This is a genomic window from Rhizobium sp. CRRU65 (assembly GCF_048551595.1).
In the GTDB taxonomy this organism is placed as follows: domain Bacteria; phylum Pseudomonadota; class Alphaproteobacteria; order Rhizobiales; family Rhizobiaceae; genus Rhizobium; species Rhizobium leguminosarum_J.
The window spans coordinates 1-22,004 of record NZ_JBLYZH010000009.1 but is presented as its reverse complement, the minus strand read 5'-3'; the positions used below and the strand labels follow the sequence as shown (position 1 = coordinate 22,004).

General features: G+C 62.8%; 18 protein-coding genes and 1 pseudogene. 9 read left to right on the top strand and 10 right to left on the bottom strand.

Going from position 1 to position 22,004, the window contains the following annotated elements:
* Window positions 1-172: 172 nt before the first annotated feature.
* Window positions 173-958 carry an IclR family transcriptional regulator gene (locus ACM5SV_RS19095; RefSeq protein ID WP_012760654.1) on the bottom strand — a complete coding sequence of 262 codons (786 nt, stop codon included), beginning with the start codon at window positions 956-958 and terminating at the stop codon, window positions 173-175.
* Between the two features lie 218 nt (window positions 959-1,176).
* On the opposite strand from ACM5SV_RS19095, the gene ACM5SV_RS19090 reads away from it, so the two are divergent.
* Genes ACM5SV_RS19090 through ACM5SV_RS19055 form a run of 8 tightly spaced genes read left to right on the top strand, consistent with a single transcriptional unit; the run spans window position 1,177 to window position 9,377 of the window.
* Window positions 1,177-2,250, top strand: coding sequence for an ABC transporter substrate-binding protein (locus tag ACM5SV_RS19090; RefSeq protein WP_130794954.1), 1,074 nt, complete (start codon window positions 1,177-1,179; stop codon window positions 2,248-2,250).
* Between the two features lie 34 nt (window positions 2,251-2,284).
* A complete protein-coding gene (locus tag ACM5SV_RS19085) occupies window positions 2,285-3,799 on the top strand; it encodes a sugar ABC transporter ATP-binding protein (RefSeq protein ID WP_222015404.1) in 1,515 nt (504 codons plus the stop codon).
* Window positions 3,796-4,758, top strand: a complete 963-nt coding sequence (locus ACM5SV_RS19080; protein ID WP_062940422.1) for an ABC transporter permease — start codon at window positions 3,796-3,798, stop codon at window positions 4,756-4,758. The genes ACM5SV_RS19085 and ACM5SV_RS19080 overlap by 4 nt, the downstream gene beginning before the upstream one ends.
* The gene (locus ACM5SV_RS19075) at window positions 4,755-5,696 is read left to right on the top strand and encodes an ABC transporter permease (RefSeq protein ID WP_017997592.1); all 942 of its coding nucleotides are present in this window, start codon (window positions 4,755-4,757) and stop codon (window positions 5,694-5,696) included. The genes ACM5SV_RS19080 and ACM5SV_RS19075 overlap by 4 nt, the downstream gene beginning before the upstream one ends.
* Entirely contained in the window at window positions 5,693-6,649 is a 957-nt protein-coding gene (locus ACM5SV_RS19070) for an amidohydrolase family protein (protein ID WP_419425352.1), read from the top strand. Before ACM5SV_RS19075 ends, ACM5SV_RS19070 begins: the two co-directional genes overlap by 4 nt.
* A complete protein-coding gene (locus ACM5SV_RS19065; RefSeq protein ID WP_419425351.1) occupies window positions 6,642-7,952 on the top strand; it encodes an alanine racemase in 1,311 nt (436 codons plus the stop codon). Before ACM5SV_RS19070 ends, ACM5SV_RS19065 begins: the two co-directional genes overlap by 8 nt.
* A gap of 35 nt (window positions 7,953-7,987) precedes the next feature.
* On the top strand, window positions 7,988-8,332 hold the full coding sequence (locus ACM5SV_RS19060) for a RidA family protein (protein ID WP_029873569.1): 345 nt from the start codon (window positions 7,988-7,990) through the stop codon (window positions 8,330-8,332).
* Window positions 8,333-8,363: 31 nt separating this feature from the next.
* Window positions 8,364-9,377, top strand: a complete 1,014-nt coding sequence (locus ACM5SV_RS19055) for a succinylglutamate desuccinylase/aspartoacylase family protein (RefSeq protein WP_113544846.1) — start codon at window positions 8,364-8,366, stop codon at window positions 9,375-9,377.
* Between the two features lie 15 nt (window positions 9,378-9,392).
* On the opposite strand, the gene ACM5SV_RS19050 is transcribed toward ACM5SV_RS19055, so the two are convergent.
* From ACM5SV_RS19050 to ACM5SV_RS19010, 9 genes and pseudogenes are all read right to left on the bottom strand, one after another.
* On the bottom strand, window positions 9,393-10,577 hold the full coding sequence (locus tag ACM5SV_RS19050) for a hypothetical protein (protein WP_222027050.1): 1,185 nt from the start codon (window positions 10,575-10,577) through the stop codon (window positions 9,393-9,395).
* Window positions 10,578-10,696: 119 nt separating this feature from the next.
* Window positions 10,697-12,532 carry a 3D-(3,5/4)-trihydroxycyclohexane-1,2-dione acylhydrolase (decyclizing) gene (iolD, locus tag ACM5SV_RS19045; RefSeq protein WP_419425350.1) on the bottom strand — a complete coding sequence of 612 codons (1,836 nt, stop codon included), beginning with the start codon at window positions 12,530-12,532 and terminating at the stop codon, window positions 10,697-10,699.
* Window positions 12,529-14,441: pseudogene (locus tag ACM5SV_RS19040) on the bottom strand (bifunctional 5-dehydro-2-deoxygluconokinase/5-dehydro-2-deoxyphosphogluconate aldolase). The gene iolD and the pseudogene ACM5SV_RS19040 overlap by 4 nt, the downstream one beginning before the upstream one ends.
* Before the next feature lie 121 nt (window positions 14,442-14,562).
* Window positions 14,563-15,504, bottom strand: a complete 942-nt coding sequence (locus tag ACM5SV_RS19035) for a sugar phosphate isomerase/epimerase family protein (protein ID WP_419425349.1) — start codon at window positions 15,502-15,504, stop codon at window positions 14,563-14,565.
* Window positions 15,505-15,584: 80 nt separating this feature from the next.
* Complete coding sequence (locus ACM5SV_RS19030) at window positions 15,585-16,757, bottom strand: Gfo/Idh/MocA family protein (protein WP_419425348.1); 1,173 nt, start codon at window positions 16,755-16,757, stop codon at window positions 15,585-15,587.
* A 119-nt stretch (window positions 16,758-16,876) separates the two neighbouring features.
* Window positions 16,877-17,782, bottom strand: coding sequence for a sugar phosphate isomerase/epimerase family protein (locus ACM5SV_RS19025; RefSeq protein ID WP_047612241.1), 906 nt, complete (start codon window positions 17,780-17,782; stop codon window positions 16,877-16,879).
* A 92-nt stretch (window positions 17,783-17,874) separates the two neighbouring features.
* Window positions 17,875-18,687, bottom strand: coding sequence for an ATP-binding cassette domain-containing protein (locus ACM5SV_RS19020; protein ID WP_018449063.1), 813 nt, complete (start codon window positions 18,685-18,687; stop codon window positions 17,875-17,877).
* 10 nt (window positions 18,688-18,697) lie between these two features.
* Window positions 18,698-19,696, bottom strand: a complete 999-nt coding sequence (locus ACM5SV_RS19015) for an ABC transporter permease (protein WP_024320315.1) — start codon at window positions 19,694-19,696, stop codon at window positions 18,698-18,700.
* Window positions 19,697-19,807: 111 nt separating this feature from the next.
* Window positions 19,808-20,782 carry a substrate-binding domain-containing protein gene (locus tag ACM5SV_RS19010; RefSeq protein ID WP_168341848.1) on the bottom strand — a complete coding sequence of 325 codons (975 nt, stop codon included), beginning with the start codon at window positions 20,780-20,782 and terminating at the stop codon, window positions 19,808-19,810.
* 163 nt (window positions 20,783-20,945) lie between these two features.
* On the opposite strand from ACM5SV_RS19010, the gene ACM5SV_RS19005 reads away from it, so the two are divergent.
* Complete coding sequence (locus tag ACM5SV_RS19005) at window positions 20,946-21,983, top strand: LacI family DNA-binding transcriptional regulator (protein ID WP_081250661.1); 1,038 nt, start codon at window positions 20,946-20,948, stop codon at window positions 21,981-21,983.
* The last annotated feature ends 21 nt before the right edge of the window (window positions 21,984-22,004 follow it).

Sequence of the window (22,004 nt, the reverse complement as noted above, 5' to 3'; positions counted from 1 at the left end):
GTGGCGAAGAGCCCGGCCGAGACGACAAATGGCAATAGGTCTTCTGAGCGTCTTATGCCCGCTTGCAGCCCCGCCGGAGCGAGGATCCAGTGTGACGAGCATGCAAGGGAATGGCGGTTTTCGCACGAACGCCCGTGCTACCTGAGATCAATGCCTTGATGTGCTCAGGGCATCAGCCTCGTTTTGGCCGGGTCGGGGCATGGTCGAGGCCGGCGGCGGCCTTCTTCAGGCAGTCGAGGTAGCGGTCCCGGTTGGCGATGCCATCGTCGCGTGGCGTGACGAGGCAGAGCGTTGCGGCTGCATGGCCTTCCTCGCCCCGCACCGGTACGGCAAAACAGTGGGTGAAGCTGTCGACGATGCTGTTGAAGGTGAAGAGACCTTCGCGCTCGGCCTGGCGCACCTCGGCGATGAAGGTTTGCGGCTCAAGCCATTCGCCGTTCGGCAGGCGAAAATCCTGCGGCGGAATGAAGTTCAGAATGTCCTGATCCGACAGGTGTGCGACGAGCAGGCGGCCCGACGCCGTCCACGGGATCGGCACCGACTGCCCGACATCCGTCGAAATGCGGAAGGGGCGCGCGCCTTCGCGCATGCGAACGACCGTGTATCTGTTTCCATCCAGCATGCAGAACTGCGCTGTCTCCCGCGTCTCGTCGGCAAGCTGTTCCAGCGCCGCCTCGCATTCGCGGGTGAAGTCGAAATGGTTCTCATAGGCTGCGCCGAGGAAATACAGTTTGCGGCCGAGATAGACACGCCCCTCGCCGCCGGTGAATTCCAGGATACCATTCTGCAGCAGCAGGTTGACGAGCTCGTAAACCGATGAGCGCGGCGCGCCGATCTGCGCGGCGATTTCATTCGGCTTCAGGGCCTGCCGTTTCTGGCGCAGGAAATCGAGGATCTCGAAGGCGCGGTCGAGCCCTCGGGCGCGTTTACCGGCTGCTTCGTCCTGAACTGCATCCATTTCTATCGATCCCTTTTTGTCCGGCCAAGCTTTTCAAGCCGACTGCCGCATCTGTCAATCGATCCCGTCATTCGCCGCGAATGAAATTTTCCCACCCCTCTTGCGAGGTAGAAAAATCGGCATAAGATCGCCTCGTCCGGTATATAGATCACATGTACATTATATTGGACACCAATGGCAAGCCGTCAACGCTGCCGCACACAAAAAAGGGGATCGACATGAAGAATCTTGAAAACGGCATTTCCGCTTCGCTACGCCGCCGCCTTCTCGCAGGTGCTGCCGCCGCGGCGGCACTCCTCGTCTTTTCGGCCGGTACGGCCTCGGCCGCCGCCAATTGCATCAAGGGTGACAGGAAAGCGCCCTATACGATCGGCTGGGCAAACATCTATTCGGTGCCGACCTGGATGAAGCAGACCGAAGGCACCATCACGGCCGAAGTGGAGGAGCTGAAGAAGGCGGGCCTCGTCAAGGACCTGATGATCACGGACGCGCAGGGTAACGCCCAGACCCAGATCCAGCATATCCAGTCGATGATCGACGCCAATGTCGACGCCATCGTGGTGATCGCCGGTTCCTCCAACGCGCTCGACCGCGTCATATCCGATGCCTGCGACAAGGGCATTGCCGTCGTGAATTTCGACAGTCTGGTCAATACCGACAAGGTGACGGCGAAGATCAACACCGATTCCAACGAATGGGGCGCGACCGCTGCAAAGTGGATGGTCAGCCAGCTCGGCGGCAAGGGCAAGATCATCATCATGAACGGCCCGGCCGGCATTTCGGTGAGCGACGACCGCCGCAAGGGCGCCCAGCCGGTCCTTGACGCCAATCCCGGTCTCCAGGTGATCACCGAGACGAACACGGAATACAACGTCGCCCCGGCACAGGAGGCGATGACCAGCCTGCTCTTTGCCAATCCCGAAATCGACGGCGTGCTGTCGCTCGGCGGCGCGCTATCGGCCGGCTCGGTGCTGGCCTTCGAGCGTCAGGGCCGCGACCAGGTGCCGACAACAGGCGAAAACGCCAGGCAGTTCCTGGAGCTGTGGAAGGAGAAGGGCCTGAAGGGCTGGGCGACCATGCAGCCCAACTGGCTCGGCGCGCTTTCCGTTTACACCGCCGTGCAGGCGCTGGAAGGCAAGGACGTTCCGGCCTTCGTCAAGGTGCCGCTGCCTGTCATCGACGACAGCACGATCGGCAGCTACCTCGCCCGCGCCGACAAGTTTCCGGCGGACGGCTATATCTACTCGGACTACGACAAGGCGCTCTTCGACAAGCTGCTTGCCGCCAAGTAATCCGCCCAAGTAACTCGGGTTGAGGAAAGCCGTCATGACGGAAAAAAGACCCCTGCTGGAAGCCCGGCAGGTGTTCAGGGGATTTTTCGGCAATCCCGTTTTGAAGGGCGTCGACATCACCCTTCTGCCGGGCAGGGTTCACGCCTTGCTCGGCGAAAACGGCGCCGGCAAGTCCACGCTGATCAACCTCCTGTCCGGCGCTCTCCAGCCGGACGGCGGTTCCATCCTCGTCGACGGCAAGCCGGTCGAACGCTTCAGCCCGGCGGCTGCGCGTGGCGCGGGTATTGCCGTCGTTCAGCAGGAGCTGAGCCTCACGGCCAGTCTCTCGATTGCCGAAAACATCGGGCTCGGCGCCTTTCCGCGCCGGTTCGGCCTTATCGATTACAGAGCGCTTCATCGCGGCGTGTCAGACGTCTGCGATATGGTCGGGCTCACCGAGCGGCTCGACATGCCGGTCGCCGACCTCGCGCTTGGGCGCCGTCAGATGGTGGAGATCGCCAAGGCGTTGTTCCGCAAGCCGCGTGTGCTGATCCTGGACGAGCCGACCTCATCGCTCTCCGCGCACGAAGCCGGCATCCTGGCCCGCCTGATCGAGACGCTGAGAGACCGCGGCACGGCACTTCTCTATATTTCCCACCGCCTCAACGAGGTACAGGCGCTGTGCTCGCATGTCACGGTGCTGAAGGACGGCCTGGTCACCGCCGACCAGTCGCTGTCCGGGATCGACGGCGAAGGCCTGGTGCGCCTGATGGTCGGTCGCGAGACCGGCGACCTGTTCCCGCCGCGCTCCGTCACGGCACCCGGCGCGATTCGCATCAGCGTCGAAGGTTTTTCCGCCGGCATGGTGCGTGACATCGATTTCTCCGCCCGCGCCGGCGAAATCGTCGGTATCGGCGGGCTCGTGGGACAAGGGCAGGAAGATCTGCTGCTTGGCCTTTACGGTGCGATTCCAGCCTCGGCCGGTCGGGCGGAAGTATCCGGCAAACCCGCCCTGCCCGCCAGTGTCGGCGAGGCGAATGCCGCCGGCATCGTCTATGTCCCGGCCGACCGCAAGCATGAGGGGCTGGTGCTGCCGCATTCCATCGCCTCCAATCTCATCCTGCCCTCGCTTGGACGGCTCGCCCGCAAGGGCTTACGCGACCGGCCGGCGGAAAACGGTCTGGTCGCCGATCTGGCGCGCCGGCTGACGATCAAGGGCGATACGGCCCGCCCGGTGCAGGCGCTTTCCGGCGGTAACCAGCAGAAGGTGGCGCTCGCCAAGTGGCTGCCGCTCGATCCCTCCGTTCTGCTCCTCAACGATCCGACGCGCGGCGTCGACATCGAGACCAAGCGGGAAATCTATCTCATGCTCCGTGCCTTCGCCGCCGAGGGGCGGCTCGTCATTCTGGCGAGCTCCGATACGCCGGAGCTGGTGCATCTCTGCGACCGTGTCGTGGTTCTGCGCGAGGGCGTCGTCGCCGCGGTGCTGTCGCAAGATGAAATCAGCGAAGGAGCGATCGTCGGAGCGGCCATGGGCATCACCACCACGACGCAGGGAGAGGCGGCATGAGCACAAGTTCGTCCTCCCGGCTCTACGGCTCGATCCAGCTCCGCCGCAACCGCGGCCTTGCCGGCCTCTATCTGGTTGTCGCCGCGTTTCTCATTCTCTATGCGCTGCTCTTTCCCGGCATCCTTTCGATCGGCGGCTTTTCGAAGTTCACGCAGAACTGGTTCCCGCTCGCGCTCGTCACCATGGCGCAGGCGCTGCTCATGCTGAACGGCGGCATCACGCTGGCGATCGGCCCGCTCGTCAGCCTTGGAGCGGTGATTGCCGCGACGACGATGGAAGGGGCGCTCGGCGTGCCGGGCGGCATTCTTGCGGTCTCGCTTGCCGGTCTTTCGATCGGCGCCGCCATCGGTGTCATCGTTACCTATCTGAGGCTTCCTGCAATCATCGTCACGCTTGCCGGCTCCTTCATCATCGGCGGGGTCGCGCTCATCCTGCTGCCGCGGCCGGGTGGGTTCATTCCGGATTGGCTGTCGACGGTACTGGCCGGCCACACGCCCGTCGCCTTCCTGCTGCTCGTCGTGATCCTGGTCCTGTGGAAGGCCTTTCTGGCAACGCCGCTCGGCCTCGGCATCTACGCGGCCGGCGACAATCCGGTCGGCGCGTTCCGCTCCGGTGTCCCGGTCGAACGGGTGAAGGTTGTCGCCTTCGCGCTGTCCGGTCTTCTCGCAGCCCTGACCGGTCTCTTCGTCGCTGCGCAGACAGGCTCGGGTGATCCCGTCATCGGCACGCCCTTCACGCTGAACTCGATCGCCGCTGCCGTGCTCGGCGGCGTGGGTTTCCTCGGCGGCAAGGGCACGATGCGCGGCGCGATCTGCGGCAGCCTGCTGCTCTCGGTGATGATCAACGTCATGTTCTTCCTGGGTTTCCCGCCGGTCGCCCAATATGTCGCGCAAGGGTTGATCATCGTTGGCGCGGTCGCCGTGCCGGAACTTCTTGGGGCTTGGAGGGCAAGGCGATGAACATCATCAGGTCCGCGTTCCGCAATCCGCCGCTGCTGACCTTCCTTCTTGTCGCGCTCGTCTGGATCGTCGCAAGTTTCACGCTGCGTGGTTTCGGTGCCTATGGCCACCTGCGCTACCTGCTCGAACTCGCCGCGGTGATCGGCATTGCCGCCGCCGGCCAGACGCTCGTCATCCTGATGGGCGGCATTGATCTCTCCGTCGGCGCGGTCATAACAGTCACGGCGATCCTGCTGCCGCTGATCTCGCCAGCCTGGGACCCGACCGGCCTCGCCGGCATCGCGGCGGCCCTTGCCATCGCCGCGGCTATCGGCCTGATGAACGGCGCCGGTGCTGCCTATCTTCGCGTGCCGCCGATCATCATGACGCTGGCTATGGCGACCTTCCTGCAGGGGCTGCTCGTCATCGTCGCCGGCGGCAGCGCGGTTACCGTCAGCAATCCGGCGGTCATTCTGCTCGGGCAGGCGCGGCCGCTCGGCATTCCCTCAGGCATTATCCTGTGGCTTGTCGTCTCGATCGTCGTCCTGCTGCTCGTCCACCGCATGCCGATCGGCGCCCGTTTCCTGGCGCTTGGGGCAAACCCGCTGGCGGCCCGACTTTCCGGCGTCAGCGTCACGGGCAACACGCTGATCGTCCACACTCTGTCCGGCTTTTTCGCAGGGCTTGCGGGCATTCTCGTGCTCGGCATGAACCGGCAAGGATACGTCGGCATCGGCGACCCCTATCTGCTGACCTCGATCGCCGCCGTCGTGCTCGGCGGCAGCTCGATCCTCGGTGGCCGCGGCACCTATGCCGGCACCATTCCCGGGGCAATCCTGCTTGTGACGACGACGGCGCTGATCACCGTCGTCAATGCCTCCCCCGGCTGGCGGTCGATCATGTTCGGCACCTTGATCCTCGCTCTTCTGCTGGTTTCCGGACGCGAGGCGCGCAGATGACGGAGCTCTATGACGGGCCGGTGATCGACCCGCATCACCACCTCTGGGACCTCAGCCTGCAACGCCATCCCTGGCTGCAGAAGGCCAGAGCTTCCGGCGAAGAGATGGTTTTCGGAAACCTCGCGCCGATCCTGCGCGACTACAGCATCGACGATTATCGCGCCGATGCTGCCCGCCAGAACGTGATTGCAACCGTGCATGTGGAGGCCGGCTGGTCCGTTGCCTACCCGCTTGACGAGAGCCGCTGGCTGGATGGCCTCGACCGCAGCTCCGGTGTGGCGCGCCGTTATATCGCGCGCGTTTCTCTCGACGGGCCGGACACTATAAGCCTGCTCGAGGCGGAAGCGGCGAACCCGAATGTCGTCGGCATCCGTGATATTTTGAGCTGGCATCCTGAAGCGGCCAAGAGTTTTGCGCCGCGCCCGAACCGCATGGACGATCCCAGCTGGCGGGCGGGACTTGCCCATGCCACGCGGCTCGGACTGGTCTTCGACCTTATGCTTTATCCCTGGCAGATGAATGAGGCGCTCGAACTGGTGCGTGCTTTTCCGCAAACGCTTTTCGTGCTCAACCACGGCGGCAGCCCGGCTGACCGGACGGAGGACGGCATGGCGCTCTGGCGCCGCGGCCTGCGGGCGCTCGGCAGTGAGCCGAATCTGCGCCTGAAGATTTCCGACCTCGTCGCCTATGACAATAAGTGGACGCTCGAAAGCCTGCGGCCGGTGATCGAGCATTGCCTCGATTGTTTCGGCCCGGCGCGTGCCATGTTCGCGAGCGACTTTCCGGTCGCGGGCTTGCACGCCTCCTTCGACGAGGTCTACCAGGTTTTCCGAGCGGTCGCCTCAGAGCTCTCTTACGACGAGCAGCGCGCCCTGTTCTTTGCCACCGCCAATGAAACCTATCGCCTCGGCATCGCCGATCCGGCCGAGATCAGGAGTGGCTGCGATGTCTGACCTCCATACTGCGACGGAAAACGTGCTGATCGACGAGCAGGTGCGCGGCTTTCCGCCGGGCAATCCGCCGCTTCCGCTTGCTGCAATCGGCAAGCAGGGATGGAAGCCCTATGACGGCAGGATGGCCCTGCCGCTGATCTCGCTCGACCGGCAGGCTTTCACGGGAAATGTCGAACTGATGATGGCCTATGTGATGAGCCACGGCGCCGATATCGCTCCGCACGCCAAGACACCGATGTCGATGGCGCTGGCGGAGGCACTTCTGGCGGCAGGCGCCTGGGGTACGACGGTCGCCGATATCCGCCAGGCCGCCGTCCTGCTCAAGGCGGGACAGCGCCGGCTGATCCTCGCCAACGAGATCGGCGGGGCCGCCGCTGCCCGCCGGCTCGCGGCCCTGCTTGGCCACTATCCCGATGCGGAACTTCATATCTTCGTGGATTCGACGACGCTCGTCGAGGCTCTTCGCTCCGCCTGGCAGGAGCGTGTCGATCTGCCGCCCCTCGGTCTGCTGGTGGAGTTCGGTGCCGGTCGCGCCGGTGCCCGCGGCGTCGCCGCCGCCGAGGCAATTCTGGAGGCGATCCTTGCCGCGGAGACGCCGGCCTTCCGGCTGACCGGCATCGCCGCCTATGAAGGTGCGGCCGCGACCGCCGATGCGGAAGAGACGATGCGTCGCATCGACGCGCTGATGGCGGTGACATCCGATTTCCTGCCGAAGCTGCGCGCCCGCATCGGCGACGAGCGGCCGCTCCTGGTCACGGCCGGCGGCTCAGTGTTTTTCGACGTCGTGATTGCCAGGCTTGCAGCCGCCGTTGCGGCCGATCCCGCCTGCCGGCTGGTGCTGCGCAGCGGTGCGATCTTCTTCCACGATCACGGTATCTACGAGCGCGGCCTTGCCGGCCTCGATGCACGCGGCGGTTTCCGCATCGGCGGCGAAACGATCTCGGCGGCCGCGGGTTTCCGTCCGGCGCTGCGGGTCTGGGCCGAAGTCCTCTCCCGGCCGGAGCCGCTGCTGGCGATCTGCGGCATGGGCATGCGCGACGTGGCGATGGACCAAGGCCTGCCGCGGCCGCTGGCGCTCTATCGCAATGGGGCGCGTCTTGCTGATCTCGAAAGTACTGAAGTGTTTCGCCTCAACGATCAGCACGCCTTCGTGGCCCTTGCCGACGGCAGCGACGTCGCGGTCGGCGACGTCATCGAGTGCGGCATCTCGCATCCCTGCACCTGCCTTGACCGGCATGCCATCCTCTACGGCCTCGATCCGGACCATTCGGTGACGACAGCCTATCTGACCAGCTTTGGCTGAACTCTCCCTCCAAAAGCAAGAAAAGGAAACCCGCCATGATCCAGCGTTATCAGAAAGGCTCGCGTATGAGCCAAGCCGTCAGCTACGGCGGCCTCGTCTATATTGCCGGCCAGGTCGCGGAAAATCGCAAGGCTGATATCAAGGATCAGACCCGCGACGTGCTCGGCAAGATCGACGCCCTTTTGAAAGAGGCGGGTATCGATCGCTCGCGCCTTATCGCCGTCAATGTCTTCCTGCCGGCGATCGTCGACTTCGAGGCGATGAACAGCGTCTATGATGACTGGATCGACATCGAAAACCCGCCGGCCCGCGCCTGCACCGAAGCTCGTCTCGCCGATCCCGATCTGCGCGTCGAAATGACTGCCGTCGCCGCCCTTTGACGGCATCGCAACCGTCCGCACTGGAGACATCATGCATAGCGGTCTCGTCAATCCGATCGACTTTTCGCGCGAGGGCCGGCAGGCCGGCCACCTCGCCATTCCTTATTCGATCGACCGTTCGCCCTATTATCAGATCCGCATTCCGGTCCTTCGCCTGAAAAATGGCGAGGGGCCGTCTTTGTTGCTGATGGCTGGCAATCATGGCGACGAGTATGAGGGCGAACTCCAGCTCGGCCGGTTGATGCGGCTGCTGGATGTCGCCGAAATCCGCGGCGCCGTCACCATCCTGCCGATGGCGAACCTGCCGGCGGTGATGGCGGCCAAGCGCTGCTCGCCCTTCGACGGCGGCAACCTCAATCGGGCGTTTCCCGGTGATCCCAGCGGATCGCCGACGGCGCGGATGGCGCATTTCCTCGAACATGAACTTTTTCCGCGCCATGACGTCGTGCTCGACCTGCATTCGGGCGGCGCCTCCATGGCGCACCTGCCCTGCACGCTGATCGAGCGGCAGGCCGATACCGCTCGCTTCGAGCGGTCCGTTTCGCTGATGCGCGCCACGGGTGCGGCGCATGCCTTCATCGCCGATAACGGGCCGACCGCACCGACATCGATGGGGGCTGCGGCAAGGGCCGGAACCATCGGTCTTTCCGGCGAGTTCGGCGGCGGCGGTACCGTGACGCCTGAGACAATGGCTTTCACGGCGGCGGCGATCGACCGGCTGCTCGTCACACTCGGCATCGTGAAGCATCCGGTCCTGTCGCGCGTGCCGCTCGCCGAGCCGGGACCGTTGCAGCTGCTTTCACTATCTAGACATAGCCAGGGCATCTATGCGAACCGCAGAGGCTGGTTCGAGCCGGCCGCAGTCCTCGGCGCCACCGTTTCCGCCGGCGACCTTGCCGGATGGTATCATGACCTCGAACGCTTGGAGCAGTCGGAGGAAGAGCTGCGCTTCGCCGAGAGCGGTATTGTCATTTCCCACAGGCTGCACTGCGACAGCCAGGCCGGCGACTGCCTCATCCAGGTCGCCGAACCCATCGCATCCTGAGTAGCGCTGATCCGCTCAGGTGATGGCATCGACCGCTGCCTTGACCCAGGCGAGACGCTTTGCCGGTATCAGGCCGTAATTGTAGAAGTTCACGCCGTCAGCGCCGGCATCGACGGCGGCCTTGGCGCGTGCGGCCAGGATCTCGGGGCCGCTGACCTCGGGATAGAAGACGCGCAGGCCCACCCCGAGGAACTTGCCCGGTCCGATTGCCGCCCGGCCGGTTCGGATGACATCGGCGACGGCGTCCGGCTGCATGTCGTAGCAGCAGAGGATCGCCCCGTCGCAGAGCTTGCCGGCGGCGGCGAGATCGACACCGCCGAGCCAGCCGTCCTTCAGGTCGATGAGCACAATGCGTGTCTCCGGATTGGCGGCCGCCTTGATCTCGCCGATCAGGCTGGTCACCGGTTCGCTGCGCCAAGTGAGATAGGCATGCAGCTCAGGCTGGTCGCGAAAGGCATCGATACCGGCTGCCGGGAAGTCCGGGAATTGCCGTTCCGGGACAGCCCTTTCGCAGAGTTCGGCGATGAAGCGTGCGACCGACCGGCGTGCGCCTTCGACCGGCACGCCGGCCTTTATGGCGCGCGCCGTGCAATGGTCGCAGAAGCAAAGCGACAGCAGGAAATCGTCTTCGGCATTCAGGCCGACGCCATCCTTCTCGTGATGGTATTCGTGCGCGAATCCCATGAAGTTCGGGCTCTCGAGTTCCACCATATCGGGCCGGTAGTTGGTCGTGATGTCGCGCACAAGAGTGACGGCATAGGCTCGCGCCGCCGGGCTGGAGGGGCAAAGATTGTAATAGTTGGGATTGCCGAAGGCGTTCCGCGTCACGTGATCGGGATGCAGCATGCCGAGGCGGCTATTGTGCAGGCAGACCGTCCAGCAGGAGACCTTGAGACCCGTCGCCTCGCGTCCCTTGACGAGCGCTTCCAACATGTCGCCGCGCTCAGTGACATTCGTAGCCGTCAGCGGCCGGATCAGCTTGTCCTGCCACAGGCTTTCATCCGGCCGGAAATAGACCGTCCCGTCCTCGGGGAAATAGGCCTTCTGCTGCGGGCTCCGCGGCTGCAGAAACCGGCCGGCGTGATAGGAGGTCGCCAAGCTGACCGTCGTCAGGCCCGCACGGCCGCGAAGCTCGGCGGCAAAGGCGTCGAGCCCCTGGTCCTGGATATCCCAAGGGTAAGTCCACATGGAAAGATGCATGGCGTGCTCCCGTCGAGTCTGTCCATTTTATAGAACACGTGTCCATAATAGTGTCCAGACTGATCTTTGCGTGCAGGCGTCCGCAGTGTCGCGGGAGCATCCAGCCAAGTTGCTGTCCTTCAATCAAACGCGCGTTGATTGGCGGCATTCTCCTTGTAACGCGTGCGGGCCTGCTCGAGCCGCTCTGGGCCGCCGACCTGCGGAACGGCGACATCCCACCAGTGGCCACCTGCGTCGGTCCCGGGAACCGCATCGGTGTCGATCACCAGAACGCTCGGAATGTTCCGTTCCCGCGCCGCCACGATGCGTGCCTCAAGCTCGGCGATGGACCCTATCTTTTCGGCATGGGCGCCCATCGAGGCGGCATGCGCGACAAAGTCGATTTCGGGCTGCACGTCGACATTGCAGTCCTTGTACATGTTGTTGAATTCAGCGCCGCCGCACTCGATCTGCAGACGGTTGATGCAGCCGTAACCGCGATTGTCGGTCAACACGATGGTGAACGGCACCCGCCGCATGACGGCGGTGGCGAGTTCCGAATTGGCCATCATGTAGGAGCCGTCGCCGACGAAGCAGATGACTTCCTTGTCGGGGCGGGCGAGCTTGATGCCCATGGCGCCCGCCACTTCGTACCCCATGCAGGAAAAACCATATTCCATGTGGTATCCGCCCTTGGCAGATTGCCACAGCACCTGCAATGCGCCCGGCATGGTGCCGGCCGCGCACATGACCACGGAGTTTTCCGTCGCCACCCGCTGCACGGCGCCGATGACTTGCGCATCGGTGGGCAGATTTCCAGGTCCGTCCGCCTCCGGCGCCGCCGTCACGCGCTCGACCGTTTGGTGCCAGTCGGTCCTGCTCCCGGCGTCGACGCCGGCCCCACGATACGCTTCGAGCGCCGCGGACAGGCGCGCCAAAGTGACCTTGGCATCGCCGACGCAGGGAAATGCCGAATGCTTGGTTGCATCATATCCGGCAAGGTTGATTGAAGCGAGCCGGCGCGAGGGATTGCGGAAGAGCGTCCAGCTGCCTGTCGTGAAATCCTGGAAGCGCGTGCCGATGCCGATCACGAGGTCCGCCTCGGCGCAAAGCGCATTGGCCGAAGCCGATCCGGTCACACCCGGCGACCCGAAATTCAGCGGGTGCTCCCAGCTGTTGGCCCCCTTCCCGGCTTGCGTTTCGACAAACGGGATATGGTGCTTCTCCGCGAATGCGGCGAGTTCGGCCTCGGCCTCAGAATAGATGACGCCGCCGCCGGAAATGATCACTGGCTTGTGCGCAGCCCGGATGGCATCGGCAAGATCTGCGACCTCACGCGGATCCGGTTCGGGACGGCGGATGCGCCACACCTTCGGTTCGAAAAAGGCTTCCGGGTAGTCGTAGAGCTCTGCTTGCACATCCTGGCAGAAGGCGAGCGTAACGGGGCCGCAGCTGCCGGGATCGGTCATGACGGCCAGGGCGCGCGGCAGGCAAGTCAGGAGATGCTCGGGACGGGCGATCCGGTCGAAATAGGCCGAGACCGGCCGGAAGCAGTCATTGGCGCTGACGGTCCCGTCGTTCATATCCTCGATCTGCTGCAACACCGGCTCGGGGCGGCGATTGGCGAACACGTCGCCGGGTATGAAAAGCACCGGCAATCTGTTGACATGGGCAAGTGCGCAGGCCGTGATCATATTGGTGGCGCCCGGGCCGATCGAGGATGTCACGGCATGGGCGCGCCGGCGCTTCAGTGTCTTCGCATAAGCGATTGCCGCATGCGCCATGGTCTGCTCGTTCTGGCCGCGCCATGTGGGAAGGGCGTCGCCGATCCCATGCAGCGCCTCTCCGATGCCGGCGACATTGCCGTGACCAAAGATCGCCCAGACGCCTTCGATGAAGCGCTCGCCATCCTCCGTCATCTGGACCGAGAGCCATTTCACCATGGCCTGCGCGGCGGTCAGTCGTATCGTGCTCATTCTGCTGCCTCCTGAACGCGCGCCCGCGCGCCGTCCCAGACCGTGCAAAGCCGGGAATATCGTTTCGCCATTTCCTCGACGGCCTCTTCGTCAGTGATCGAGCCCTCGAACCAGCCGCGCGCGACCGAGCCGAAGATGTCCGGCCGACGGCAAATCCCTTGACGAGCGGGAAGCGCGCGGCAACTTCGAAGCTCGCCTTCAGCACGTCCTCCGGCGCATCCAGGCCGAGGACGACGATCCCTCTTGTATGACGATCGTTGTCCTCGATGGCGGCACAGACCTGCGCCCAAGCTTCGGGCTCGTCCATCGGTTCCAGCTTCCACCAGTCAGGATAAATGCCTTCGGCGTAGAAGCTGCGGATGAGCGTCGCGGTCGTGTCCATAGTGATGTTTGCGACCTTGGAAGGGATGACCTCGAGCAGGAATTCCAGTCTGTTGCGGCGCGAGGCCACGTAAAGTCGCCGCACTTCCGCCAGTTGCCGGGCCCAGGTCGCCTCGTCGTCATCCGGGTGGCAGAAGCAGAGCACCTTGACGACGTTCTCGCGCGCCCATTCCGAAAGCCCCCCGCAATCGGGACCAAGCGACGGCTCCAGGGTCAGAGGCCGAGACCCCGGCCATTCGCAGGGTCTGCCGATCCAAAGGCCGGTCCCGGAGGCGGCGTGGAGTGCGCGTCGGCCGATCCGGTCGTCGCAGAGGATTCCGTAGCCGGAACGCCCGTTCTGCACCTCGAGTGCCGCTTCAAGGCAAAGCTCCTTGAAGGCGCCGCCCTTCGACGGCGTGTAGCCCGCCATGCTTTCGAGCTGCATCCGATGATCGAAGGCGAAGACGCGCATCTCGGACCAGTCGCCATGGCGGTTGGTCGACCAGTGTATCTGCTCCAGCGCGGGGTCATTGCGCAGGTCGGGGCGGGTCATGCCGCGCTCGAGGAAGAAATTCAGCTCCTGAAGTGACGGATAGGCCGGTGTGCAGCCGTGACGAGAGACGGCAAAAGCGCCGCAGACATTGGCGTATCTGAGGGTGGTCGGCCAATCCTCGCCGTCAAGCCAACCCTTCAGCAGCCCGGCGAAAAAGCCGTCTCCGGCGCCGAGAACGTTGAAGACTTCGACCGGGAAACCCTCACCTGAAATGCCCTCGTCCAGATTATCCGGTATCGCATTTTCGAATGCGACCGCCCCTTTGGCGCCGCGCTTGCAGACAAGCGTCGCCGCAGTCACGGTGCGCACGGCCCGCAGTGCCGCCACGGTATCGGTCGTCCCGCCGGCGATGTGGAATTCTTCCTCCGTCCCGACGATCAAATCGAACAGATGAAGCGTCGCCTGGAGCTTTTCGGTCACCTGCCCGCTTGCCACATAGCGGCTTTCTCCCTCGCCATGGCCGGCCACCCCCCAAAGGTTTGGACGATAGTCGATGTCGAGAGCCGTCTTGGCCCCATGCTTGCGGGCAAAGCCGAGCGCCTTGAGCACGGCTGCTTCCGTGCGCGGATTAGAGAGGTGTGTTCCCGTCACCAGCACCGAACGGGCGCTGGCAACGAAAGCCTCATCGATATCCTGCTCGCAAAGTGCCATGTCGGCGCAATTTTCCCGGTAGAATATCAACGGGAAACGTTCCTCGTCCCGGATCCCGAGGATGACGAGCGCCGTCAGGCGCTCGGGATCGGTCACGACGCCCCTGCCGTCGACGCCATGCCGGGCAAGCTCCTCGCGGATGAACCGGCCCATATGCTCATCGCCCACCCGGGAGATCAGTGCCGACTTGAGGCCCAGCCGCGCCGTGCCGCAGGCAATGTTGGTCGGACTGCCGCCGATATATTTTTCGAAGGATCCCATATCCTCCAGCCGTCCTCCGACCTGTGCCCCATAGAGGTCGACGCCGGCGCGCCCGATCGTGATCACGTCCAATGTCTTGGTCATGTCGGTTTCCTCGCAGTACTATTGAATTCTGTCATGGTGATCGGTTTGGACATCGCCGGCCTCTTCGCAGGAAACGACCAATGCAAAGGGAGCGCGGGCGAATGTCGCCCGCGCCTCTTCATCAGCGGCTGATTGTTGCCTGCAGTGCATCGATGGAGGATTGGATGCCGGCCTCGGTCGACATGGTGAAGTCTTCCATCTCGAGGCTGACCCAATCATTGTAGCCGACCATCCGCACCACGGAGAAGAACTCCTTCCACCATTGCAGGTCATGGCCGGCGCCGACGGCGACATAGTTCCAGCTGCGATTGGCGACGTCGGTGACGTCCTTGAGCTCGAGCAGGCCGTTGACGTCGGCGAGGCCGCGCTCGATGCGGGTATCCTTGCCATGGCAATGGTGGATGGCATTGCCCAGCGCACGAGCGGAGGCGATCGGGTCGGCGCCCATCCACATCAGATGCGACGGGTCGAGGTTCATGCCGACCTTCGCACCGACTTCGTTGCGCAGGCGGAAGAGGGTCTCGGGGTTCCATACGAGCATGGCCGAGAAGTTTTCCAGCGCATATTTTTCGACGCCGACTTCATCGGCGAGCTTGACCAGGCCGTGCCAGAGCGGGAAGGCCCGATCTTCCCACTGATATCGGTCGCGCTCAGGCATCTCATTCGGCCAGCTCTTGGTGTAGACCAGCCAGTTCGGCACTGTGTCACCGGGGGCGGCTTCTGGCAGGCCGGACATGGTGACGATTGTCTTCACGCCGATTTCGCCGGCGAGGCGGATGGTGTCTTCCATTTCCTTGCGATGGCGCTTGCCCATGTCACCCGGATCGAGCGGGTTTGCCGAGCAATTCAGCGCGGCGATTTCCAGGCCGCGGGCTTCGATTTCCTTCAGCTTGGTCTTGAGCAGGCCCTTGTCGGCCAGCAGCTCGTCGGCACGGAAGTGCGGTCCGCGCGACCAGCCGCCGCCGGTCATCTCGATACCTTCGACACCAAGTTTGACGCATTTGTCGAGCATCTCAGTGAAGGAAAGGTCGCCCATCACATCGGTGCAGATCGATAGTTTCATGTCATTGTCTTTCTAAAAGAGGGTGTCGGGGACGCGCCTGGGAGGGAGGATGGAGGAGATCCGACGCGCCCCCTGATCGATCACTTGAACTCGACCCAGGCCGAACCTGCGTCCGCCGAGCGGACGCAGTTTTCCAGCCAGCGCACACCTTCGGTGCCGGCTTCGATGCCGGGATAATGATGGCTCTTGAGGAAGGCCTCGTCGCCGCGGCGTTTTGCGTCGATCGCCTGGGCGATCCAGAGGTAGATGTTCGCCCAGCTGTCGCCCAAGCCTTCGGTGTGCAGCGCGCCCATGCGATCGTAGGCGAGGCTTTCCTCTTCGAGGTAGGGCATGCCGTGATGCAAGGTACGGTTCGGTTCACCCTGCACTTCGTAAATCAACTGGTCGGGATGGGAATCGGACCATTCGACGGAGGCCTTGGAGCCGACGAAGCGGTAGCGCTGAGAACCCATATTCCCGGCATCCACCGAGGACACCCAAAGACGGCCGCGGGCGCCGTTGTCGTAATGCGTGAGAACGGTCGCGTGATCTTCGAGCGGCGCACGGGTCGGAATGAAGGCCTTGCGGTCGCAGAGCAGCTTTTCGATCTTCATATGCGGCAGCACTACTTCGGAGAGATAGTAGAGGTGCGTGCCGATATCGCCGAGAACGAAGGTCGGGCCAGCCGTCTTGGGATTGGTGCGCCATTTCAAGGCTTCGCCGGCGCCGACATCGTCGCCCGCGTTGAAGCCGTGGGTATATTGCATGTCGACGATGCGGATATCGCCGAGCATGCCCTTCTTGACCATCGCCGCCATCTGATGAACCAGCGGATGGCCGGTGAAGCCGTAGGTGACACCGACGATCAGGCCCTTCTCTTTGGCCAGCTTGGCGACCTCGTCGCATTCGGCGACGGTGAAGAACAGCGGCTTTTCGCAGATCACGTGAAGGCCGGCTTCGAGGCACGCCTTGGTGATCTCGTAATGGGTGAAGTTCGGCGTGGCGATCGAGACGACCTCGACGCCGTCCTCACGCCCGGCCTCCTTGGCGATCAGCTCCTTATAGTCACCATAGCACCTGTCCGCAGTAACGCCGAGCTTCGTGCCGAAGTCGCGTCCGCGCTCGGCGTCGAGATCGAAGGCTCCGCAGATGAGCCGGTAGGTGCCGTCCCGCTGGGCGCCGGTTCTATGTTTGTAGCCCACCTGCCCGGTGCGGCCGCCGCCGACCATGCCCCAGCGCAGGGGGCGCTCGATGGATCTTTCTCCGTTGATCATCTTCTGTCCTTCCAGGAATGATGTCTGTGATGTTTAAGCGTTCTGGGCAGAACCCCCGGTCGCGGTCGCTCGCGTCAATCTCCTGGATGCATCGCGAACCGCTAGAGGGGCATCGCGCGTTATTTCGCGGTCCAGTATTTGTCGACGAAGCGCTGCATTTCGGCGCGCATGAACTTGCCGGAGTGGTCGGCCTTGTCCTCCCAGGCGAAAACGCATGCGGTCATGATGCCGTCGAACCCGATCTCCGCCAGCGTGCTGAAGAAATCTTCCCAGGGAACCTCGCCCTGGCCGATGTTCAGGTGCTGATGCACCCTGGCCTGCGTGCCCGGAGGGTTGAGGATGTAGCGGAGCCCCGAAGAGGCCTTGTGATTGAAAGTGTCGCCGACATGGACATGGGCGAGCACGTCCTTTGCTTCGCGGAGCATCGCCTTGGTATCATCGCCAAAATAGAAGGTATGCGGCGCGCAATAGAGGAACTTGACGTTCTTCGAGTTGACCGTCCTGATGATATCGAGCGCCGGCTGCAGGGTCTCGCACCAATCCTCGGGATGCGGTTCGACGTGCAGATTTATGCCTTCCTTTTCAAAAATCGGCACCAACTCTTCCATCGAGCGCCACCAGGCGTCTTCGCAGGCCTCGATCATGGAACCGGTATGGCAGCAGTAGCACGAACCCTTGTCCGGATGGGGCCCGCGGCCGAATTCCGAGTTCATCGTGTCGACGCCGAGTTCGACGCTGATCTCGATGGCGCGCTTCCAGTGCTTGACGGCAGCTTGCCGCTCATTTTCATCGTTTGAGGCCCAACGATACATCGGCAGGATCGAGGCAATGCCGACATTGGCATCGGAAAGCGCTTTCTTGAAGGCCTTGGCGCGGGCCGGAAACACGCGCGGCGCCTTGAACCACTCGAGAAAATCGGCCCGTGGGCTGAGCTCTATCCACTCATATCCGAGTTCAGCCACTTTCGAGGGCAATTCTTCGAGTGAGAGGTGGCGATGCATAAAGGGGTCGATTGCAATCTTCATGGCTGTTACCCGTCCGATGATTGTGCTGGGCCATCCCGCCGGGGTAGGCGAGCTCTTTAGAGTTTCTGGAGTTCATCCGCGGCGGCGGTCGATCAGACCGGCGGGGGATGTCCGCTATGCGCTGTCGAGTACGCTTCGATTTCGGCTTCGAGTTCGGCCATGGCCTCGCCTCCTGCCATCAGGTCGGTAATCTCTTCGCGCGTCTTTTCACCTTTGCGGAAGTCGGCCGCCTTCGCACCCTTGATGAGCACCGCGAAGTGGTCTCCCACCGTCATGGCGTGAATGACGTTGTGAGTGATGAAAATGACGGCGAGGCCGCGACGACGCGCTTCCAGGACGATACGCAACACATGCGCCGCCTCCTTGACGCCGAGAGCGGCGGTCGGCTCGTCGAGGATCAGCACCCGGGCGCCGAAGTGGACGGCTCGGGCGATCGCCAGGGATTGTCGCTCCCCGCCCGACAGGCCGCCGATTAGCCGATCGCCATCGTCGATGCGGGTGATGCCGAATTCGCGCACGGCCTTGACCGCGATTTCATTGGCGGCTTTGCGGTCGTAGATTTTGAACGGGCCGAAGCCCTTGGTCAGCTCCCGCCCGACGAAGAACGAACGGCCGATGCTCATCAGCGGAAAGGTGCCGCCGAACTGATGAACCGTTGCAATGCCGAGGTCTGCGGCTTCGCGCGGATTCTGGAAGACGATCGGTCGGCCTTCGAACTTCACCGCGCCGCTCGTCGGCTTGTAGACACCGGCAAAGGTCTTGATCAGCGTGGACTTTCCCGCGCCGTTGTCACCCAGCAGGCAAAGCACTTCACCGGGGTGGACGCTCAATGTGATGTCGTAGAGCACATCGATCGGGCCGAAGGACTTGTTGACGTTTTCAAGTTCAAGAATTGGGCCAGCCATGTCTCAGCTCTCACTTCTTCTTCTTGGGTGAATAGGTCAGCGCCATCTGGCGGAACGTATTGTTCATGAGGACGGCCACGAGCAGCATCACGCCGATGATCAGGCTCGACCAATTGCGGTCGAAGGTCGTGAAGTAGATGCCCTGGTTGACGACGGCGAAGGTGATCGTGCCGAAGAAGATCCCGATCACCGACCCGAAGCCTCCGGTCAGCAGCACACCTCCGACGACGACCGAGATGATCGAGTTGAAGATGAATGTCATTCCGCCCGAAACCTGCGCGGAATTGAACAGGATGGCCTGACACATGCCGACGAAGGACGCGCTCATCGCCGAGAGAACGAAGAGGACCATCGTCAGACGGGTCGTCGGAATGCCGGCGTTGCGGGCACTGACCTTGTCTCCGCCCATCGCGAAAATCCAGTTCCCGTAAGGCGAGAAATGAATGAAGAAGATGAAGATCGCGGTGATGGCCACCCACCATAGAATGATCACCTGAAACGATCCGGCCAGGAACTGCCCGAAAAGGAACTTTGCCCAGGGGTCTGCCGTCAGCGCCACGCTCGTGGTGCCGGTGACGAGAACCGAGGTGCCAAGCATCAGGCCCTGTACCGCAAAGAGAGTGCCGAGCGTTACGATCAGCGAAGGCACGGCCGTGTGCACGACGAGGTAGCCGTTGACCAGCCCGACGATGAGGCCGAAGGCAAGCGCACCGAGCATTCCGACCCATATGGGAAGATCATAGTAGCCCGAGAGGACCGCAACCGTCATGGAGCCGGCCGGGATCATCGCGCCAATCGAAATGTCGAGATCGCCTGCGATCATCAAAAGTCCGATGGGAAGAGCGATAATGCCGAGATTGGCGGCGACGTTGAGCCAGCTTGCGGCGCCGGCGGGCTCCAGGAACTTGGTGCTGCCGAATACGACGAAGAACACGAGGACGCCGACAAGTCCGAGGAATGCACCCGCCTCGGGACGGCGCAACAGGTTGCCGAATGAAAGATTGTTCATATGCCTACCCCAGTTTGGGCGTGAATCTCCAGGCGTGCGGACGCGGCGGTCCGCACGGTCGATAAACTTCGACCCGCGGATATCCCGCGGGCCGGAGCCCGTTTCGAACGATCAGCGCGCGCCTTCCTTGACGCCGGCCAGGGTGGCGTCGATGTTCGCCGCATCGACGATGCCCGGGCCGGTCAGCACCGGTGCGGTCGGCAGGTTGGTGCCGTAGTCGATATGCGCGGCGAGAAGCGAAACCCCCAGCAGCGACTGCAGGTAAGGCTGCTGGTCGATTGCAAAGGTCTGCGAACCGTCCTTGATGCGGGCAAGCCCCGAGGCGTTCAGGTCGAAGGTGCCATGCGCAACCTTGCCGACTTTGTTCGCCTGAGCGATCCCGCTTGCAGCCGCATCGGCGTCGGAAGCCCCAACATTGAGGACGCCGTCGATGGTGTCGTCCTGGAGCAGTGTCGCCTTGACGGCTTCGGCGATTGCCGTCTGATCTCCGAAGCTGGTCGCCGGCAATGGCAGCTGCTTGCCAGTGCCGCCCTTTCCGGTGATGCCGTCGATGACACCCTTGCAACGGGCCTCCTGGTTTGCCGCACCCGGAAGCGTATTGACGCAAATGACATTTTTCGCACCCTTGGATGCGAAATATTCGCCGCCTGCCTTGCCGGCGGTGTATTCATCCGAGCCGACATAGTTGATCGCGCCTAGCTCGCGCGCTTTGTCGATGCTGCCGGCATTCATGAGAATGACTTTGATGCCGGCGGCGACGGCAGCCTTGATGGCCTCGTCTTCCGCCTCGGGCACCCAGTCCGGCACCACGATGCCGGTCACGCCCTGGCTGATGGCCGTGCGGACGAGCTGGGCGGCGTCAGGCCCGAGATTGTCGTAGGTCTGCAGCTGCAGATAGCTGACGGAGCCGCCATTCTTCTCGACGACGAGCCGGGCATCATCGACGCCCTTCTTGATACGGCTCCAGAATTCGTCGTCGGTCTTGCCGCCGACGACAGCAATATTCGCGGCCATGACAGAAGAAGCGCCAAGAACGAAAACAGCGCCAGCCAGCAGCCCGCGTACGGCGCGCATAGAAAAACTCATGTGATTTCCTCCCAAAAAGGCGGTCGAGAGTAACAATTCCTCAAAGCAAGGCTCCCAACTCGCTGGAATATTTGTATCAGCGGACCGTCAAAAATGGAATGCCTATTGCGTTTTGATGAAATTAATGTATCATTTCAGTTCATCCAAAAATGAAATGAAATATATCATGAAGAGACCGACCATTGCCGATCTTGCCCAGGCCTCCGGTGTCAGCATCGCCACGGTCAACCGCATCCTCGGAGGTACCGGCGCAGTGCGTGCGGAAACGATCGAGAGGGTGCAGAATGCCGCGGAAGAGATTGGATTTTATGGCCGCGGCGTGATCGAGGACCGCAGGCAGCGGCTCCTGCCGAATTATCGTTTCGGCTTTCTTCTCCAGCAGTCGAGCCGTGAGCTCTACCGGTTGTTCGGCTCCAAGATCACGGAGGCGGCCGCGAGACGCCAGCACGAGAAAGTCGTGGCTGTGGTCGATTTCGTCGATGTCCTCGAGCCACAAAATATTGCAGATCGTCTCGAAGCACTTGGCAAACGCTGTGATGCAGTTGCTGTCATTGCTGGCGACCACCCGTTGATCGGGCAAACTATCCAATCTCTCAAGGAGAGGGGAAAGCCGGTTGTTGCCTATATAACTGATCAGTCCGCCCGGGATCGCGCCGGCTTCGTCGGCACCGACAATTGGAAACTCGGGCGGACCGCCGCATGGTTTCTGGCTCAGACCACGCCGATGCCCGGCCGGATCGCCGTATTCATCGGCAATCACCGTTATCAGTGCCAGGATGTCTCCGATGCGAGCTTTCGATCCTATATGCGCGAGCACGCGCCCCATCTTCAGGTGGATGACAGCCGGCCGACGCATGAGGAGCCGCAGGAAGCCTACCGGATCGTCAGCCAGCTGCTCTCCGAACTCGACGACCTCAGAGGCATTTTCATTGTCGGAGGGGGAATTTCCGGTGTGCTGCGCGCTCTTCGCGAGGCACCCGTCGAAAAGCGGGACAAGGTCAGGGTCGTCTGCCGCGACATCGGCCCGGAAACGCGCAAGGGCTTGACGGAAGGCCTGATCATGGCGGCATTGTGCCATCCGCTGGATCAGATATCGGACGAATTGATCGCCACGATGATCGCAGCGCTGGAACACCGCGACAGCACAACCATCCTTCAGCGCGTGGTTCCCTTCGAAACGATTACGCCCGAAAGCGTTTGAACCGCCCGGTTTGCATAAGGC

What these genes read in the sequence shown, in the direction of transcription:
- ACM5SV_RS19095 (WP_012760654.1), bottom strand. Translation starts at nt 958, where the DNA reads ATGGATGCAGTTCAGGACGAAGCAGCCGGTAAACGCGCCCGAGGGCTC.
- ACM5SV_RS19090 (WP_130794954.1), top strand. Translation starts at nt 1,177, where the DNA reads ATGAAGAATCTTGAAAACGGCATTTCCGCTTCGCTACGCCGCCGCCTT.
- ACM5SV_RS19085 (WP_222015404.1), top strand. Translation starts at nt 2,285, where the DNA reads ATGACGGAAAAAAGACCCCTGCTGGAAGCCCGGCAGGTGTTCAGGGGA.
- ACM5SV_RS19080 (WP_062940422.1), top strand. Translation starts at nt 3,796, where the DNA reads ATGAGCACAAGTTCGTCCTCCCGGCTCTACGGCTCGATCCAGCTCCGC.
- ACM5SV_RS19075 (WP_017997592.1), top strand. Translation starts at nt 4,755, where the DNA reads ATGAACATCATCAGGTCCGCGTTCCGCAATCCGCCGCTGCTGACCTTC.
- ACM5SV_RS19070 (WP_419425352.1), top strand. Translation starts at nt 5,693, where the DNA reads ATGACGGAGCTCTATGACGGGCCGGTGATCGACCCGCATCACCACCTC.
- ACM5SV_RS19065 (WP_419425351.1), top strand. Translation starts at nt 6,642, where the DNA reads ATGTCTGACCTCCATACTGCGACGGAAAACGTGCTGATCGACGAGCAG.
- ACM5SV_RS19060 (WP_029873569.1), top strand. Translation starts at nt 7,988, where the DNA reads ATGATCCAGCGTTATCAGAAAGGCTCGCGTATGAGCCAAGCCGTCAGC.
- ACM5SV_RS19055 (WP_113544846.1), top strand. Translation starts at nt 8,364, where the DNA reads ATGCATAGCGGTCTCGTCAATCCGATCGACTTTTCGCGCGAGGGCCGG.
- ACM5SV_RS19050 (WP_222027050.1), bottom strand. Translation starts at nt 10,577, where the DNA reads ATGCATCTTTCCATGTGGACTTACCCTTGGGATATCCAGGACCAGGGG.
- iolD (WP_419425350.1), bottom strand. Translation starts at nt 12,532, where the DNA reads ATGAGCACGATACGACTGACCGCCGCGCAGGCCATGGTGAAATGGCTC.
- ACM5SV_RS19035 (WP_419425349.1), bottom strand. Translation starts at nt 15,504, where the DNA reads ATGAAACTATCGATCTGCACCGATGTGATGGGCGACCTTTCCTTCACT.
- ACM5SV_RS19030 (WP_419425348.1), bottom strand. Translation starts at nt 16,757, where the DNA reads ATGATCAACGGAGAAAGATCCATCGAGCGCCCCCTGCGCTGGGGCATG.
- ACM5SV_RS19025 (WP_047612241.1), bottom strand. Translation starts at nt 17,782, where the DNA reads ATGAAGATTGCAATCGACCCCTTTATGCATCGCCACCTCTCACTCGAA.
- ACM5SV_RS19020 (WP_018449063.1), bottom strand. Translation starts at nt 18,687, where the DNA reads ATGGCTGGCCCAATTCTTGAACTTGAAAACGTCAACAAGTCCTTCGGC.
- ACM5SV_RS19015 (WP_024320315.1), bottom strand. Translation starts at nt 19,696, where the DNA reads ATGAACAATCTTTCATTCGGCAACCTGTTGCGCCGTCCCGAGGCGGGT.
- ACM5SV_RS19010 (WP_168341848.1), bottom strand. Translation starts at nt 20,782, where the DNA reads ATGAGTTTTTCTATGCGCGCCGTACGCGGGCTGCTGGCTGGCGCTGTT.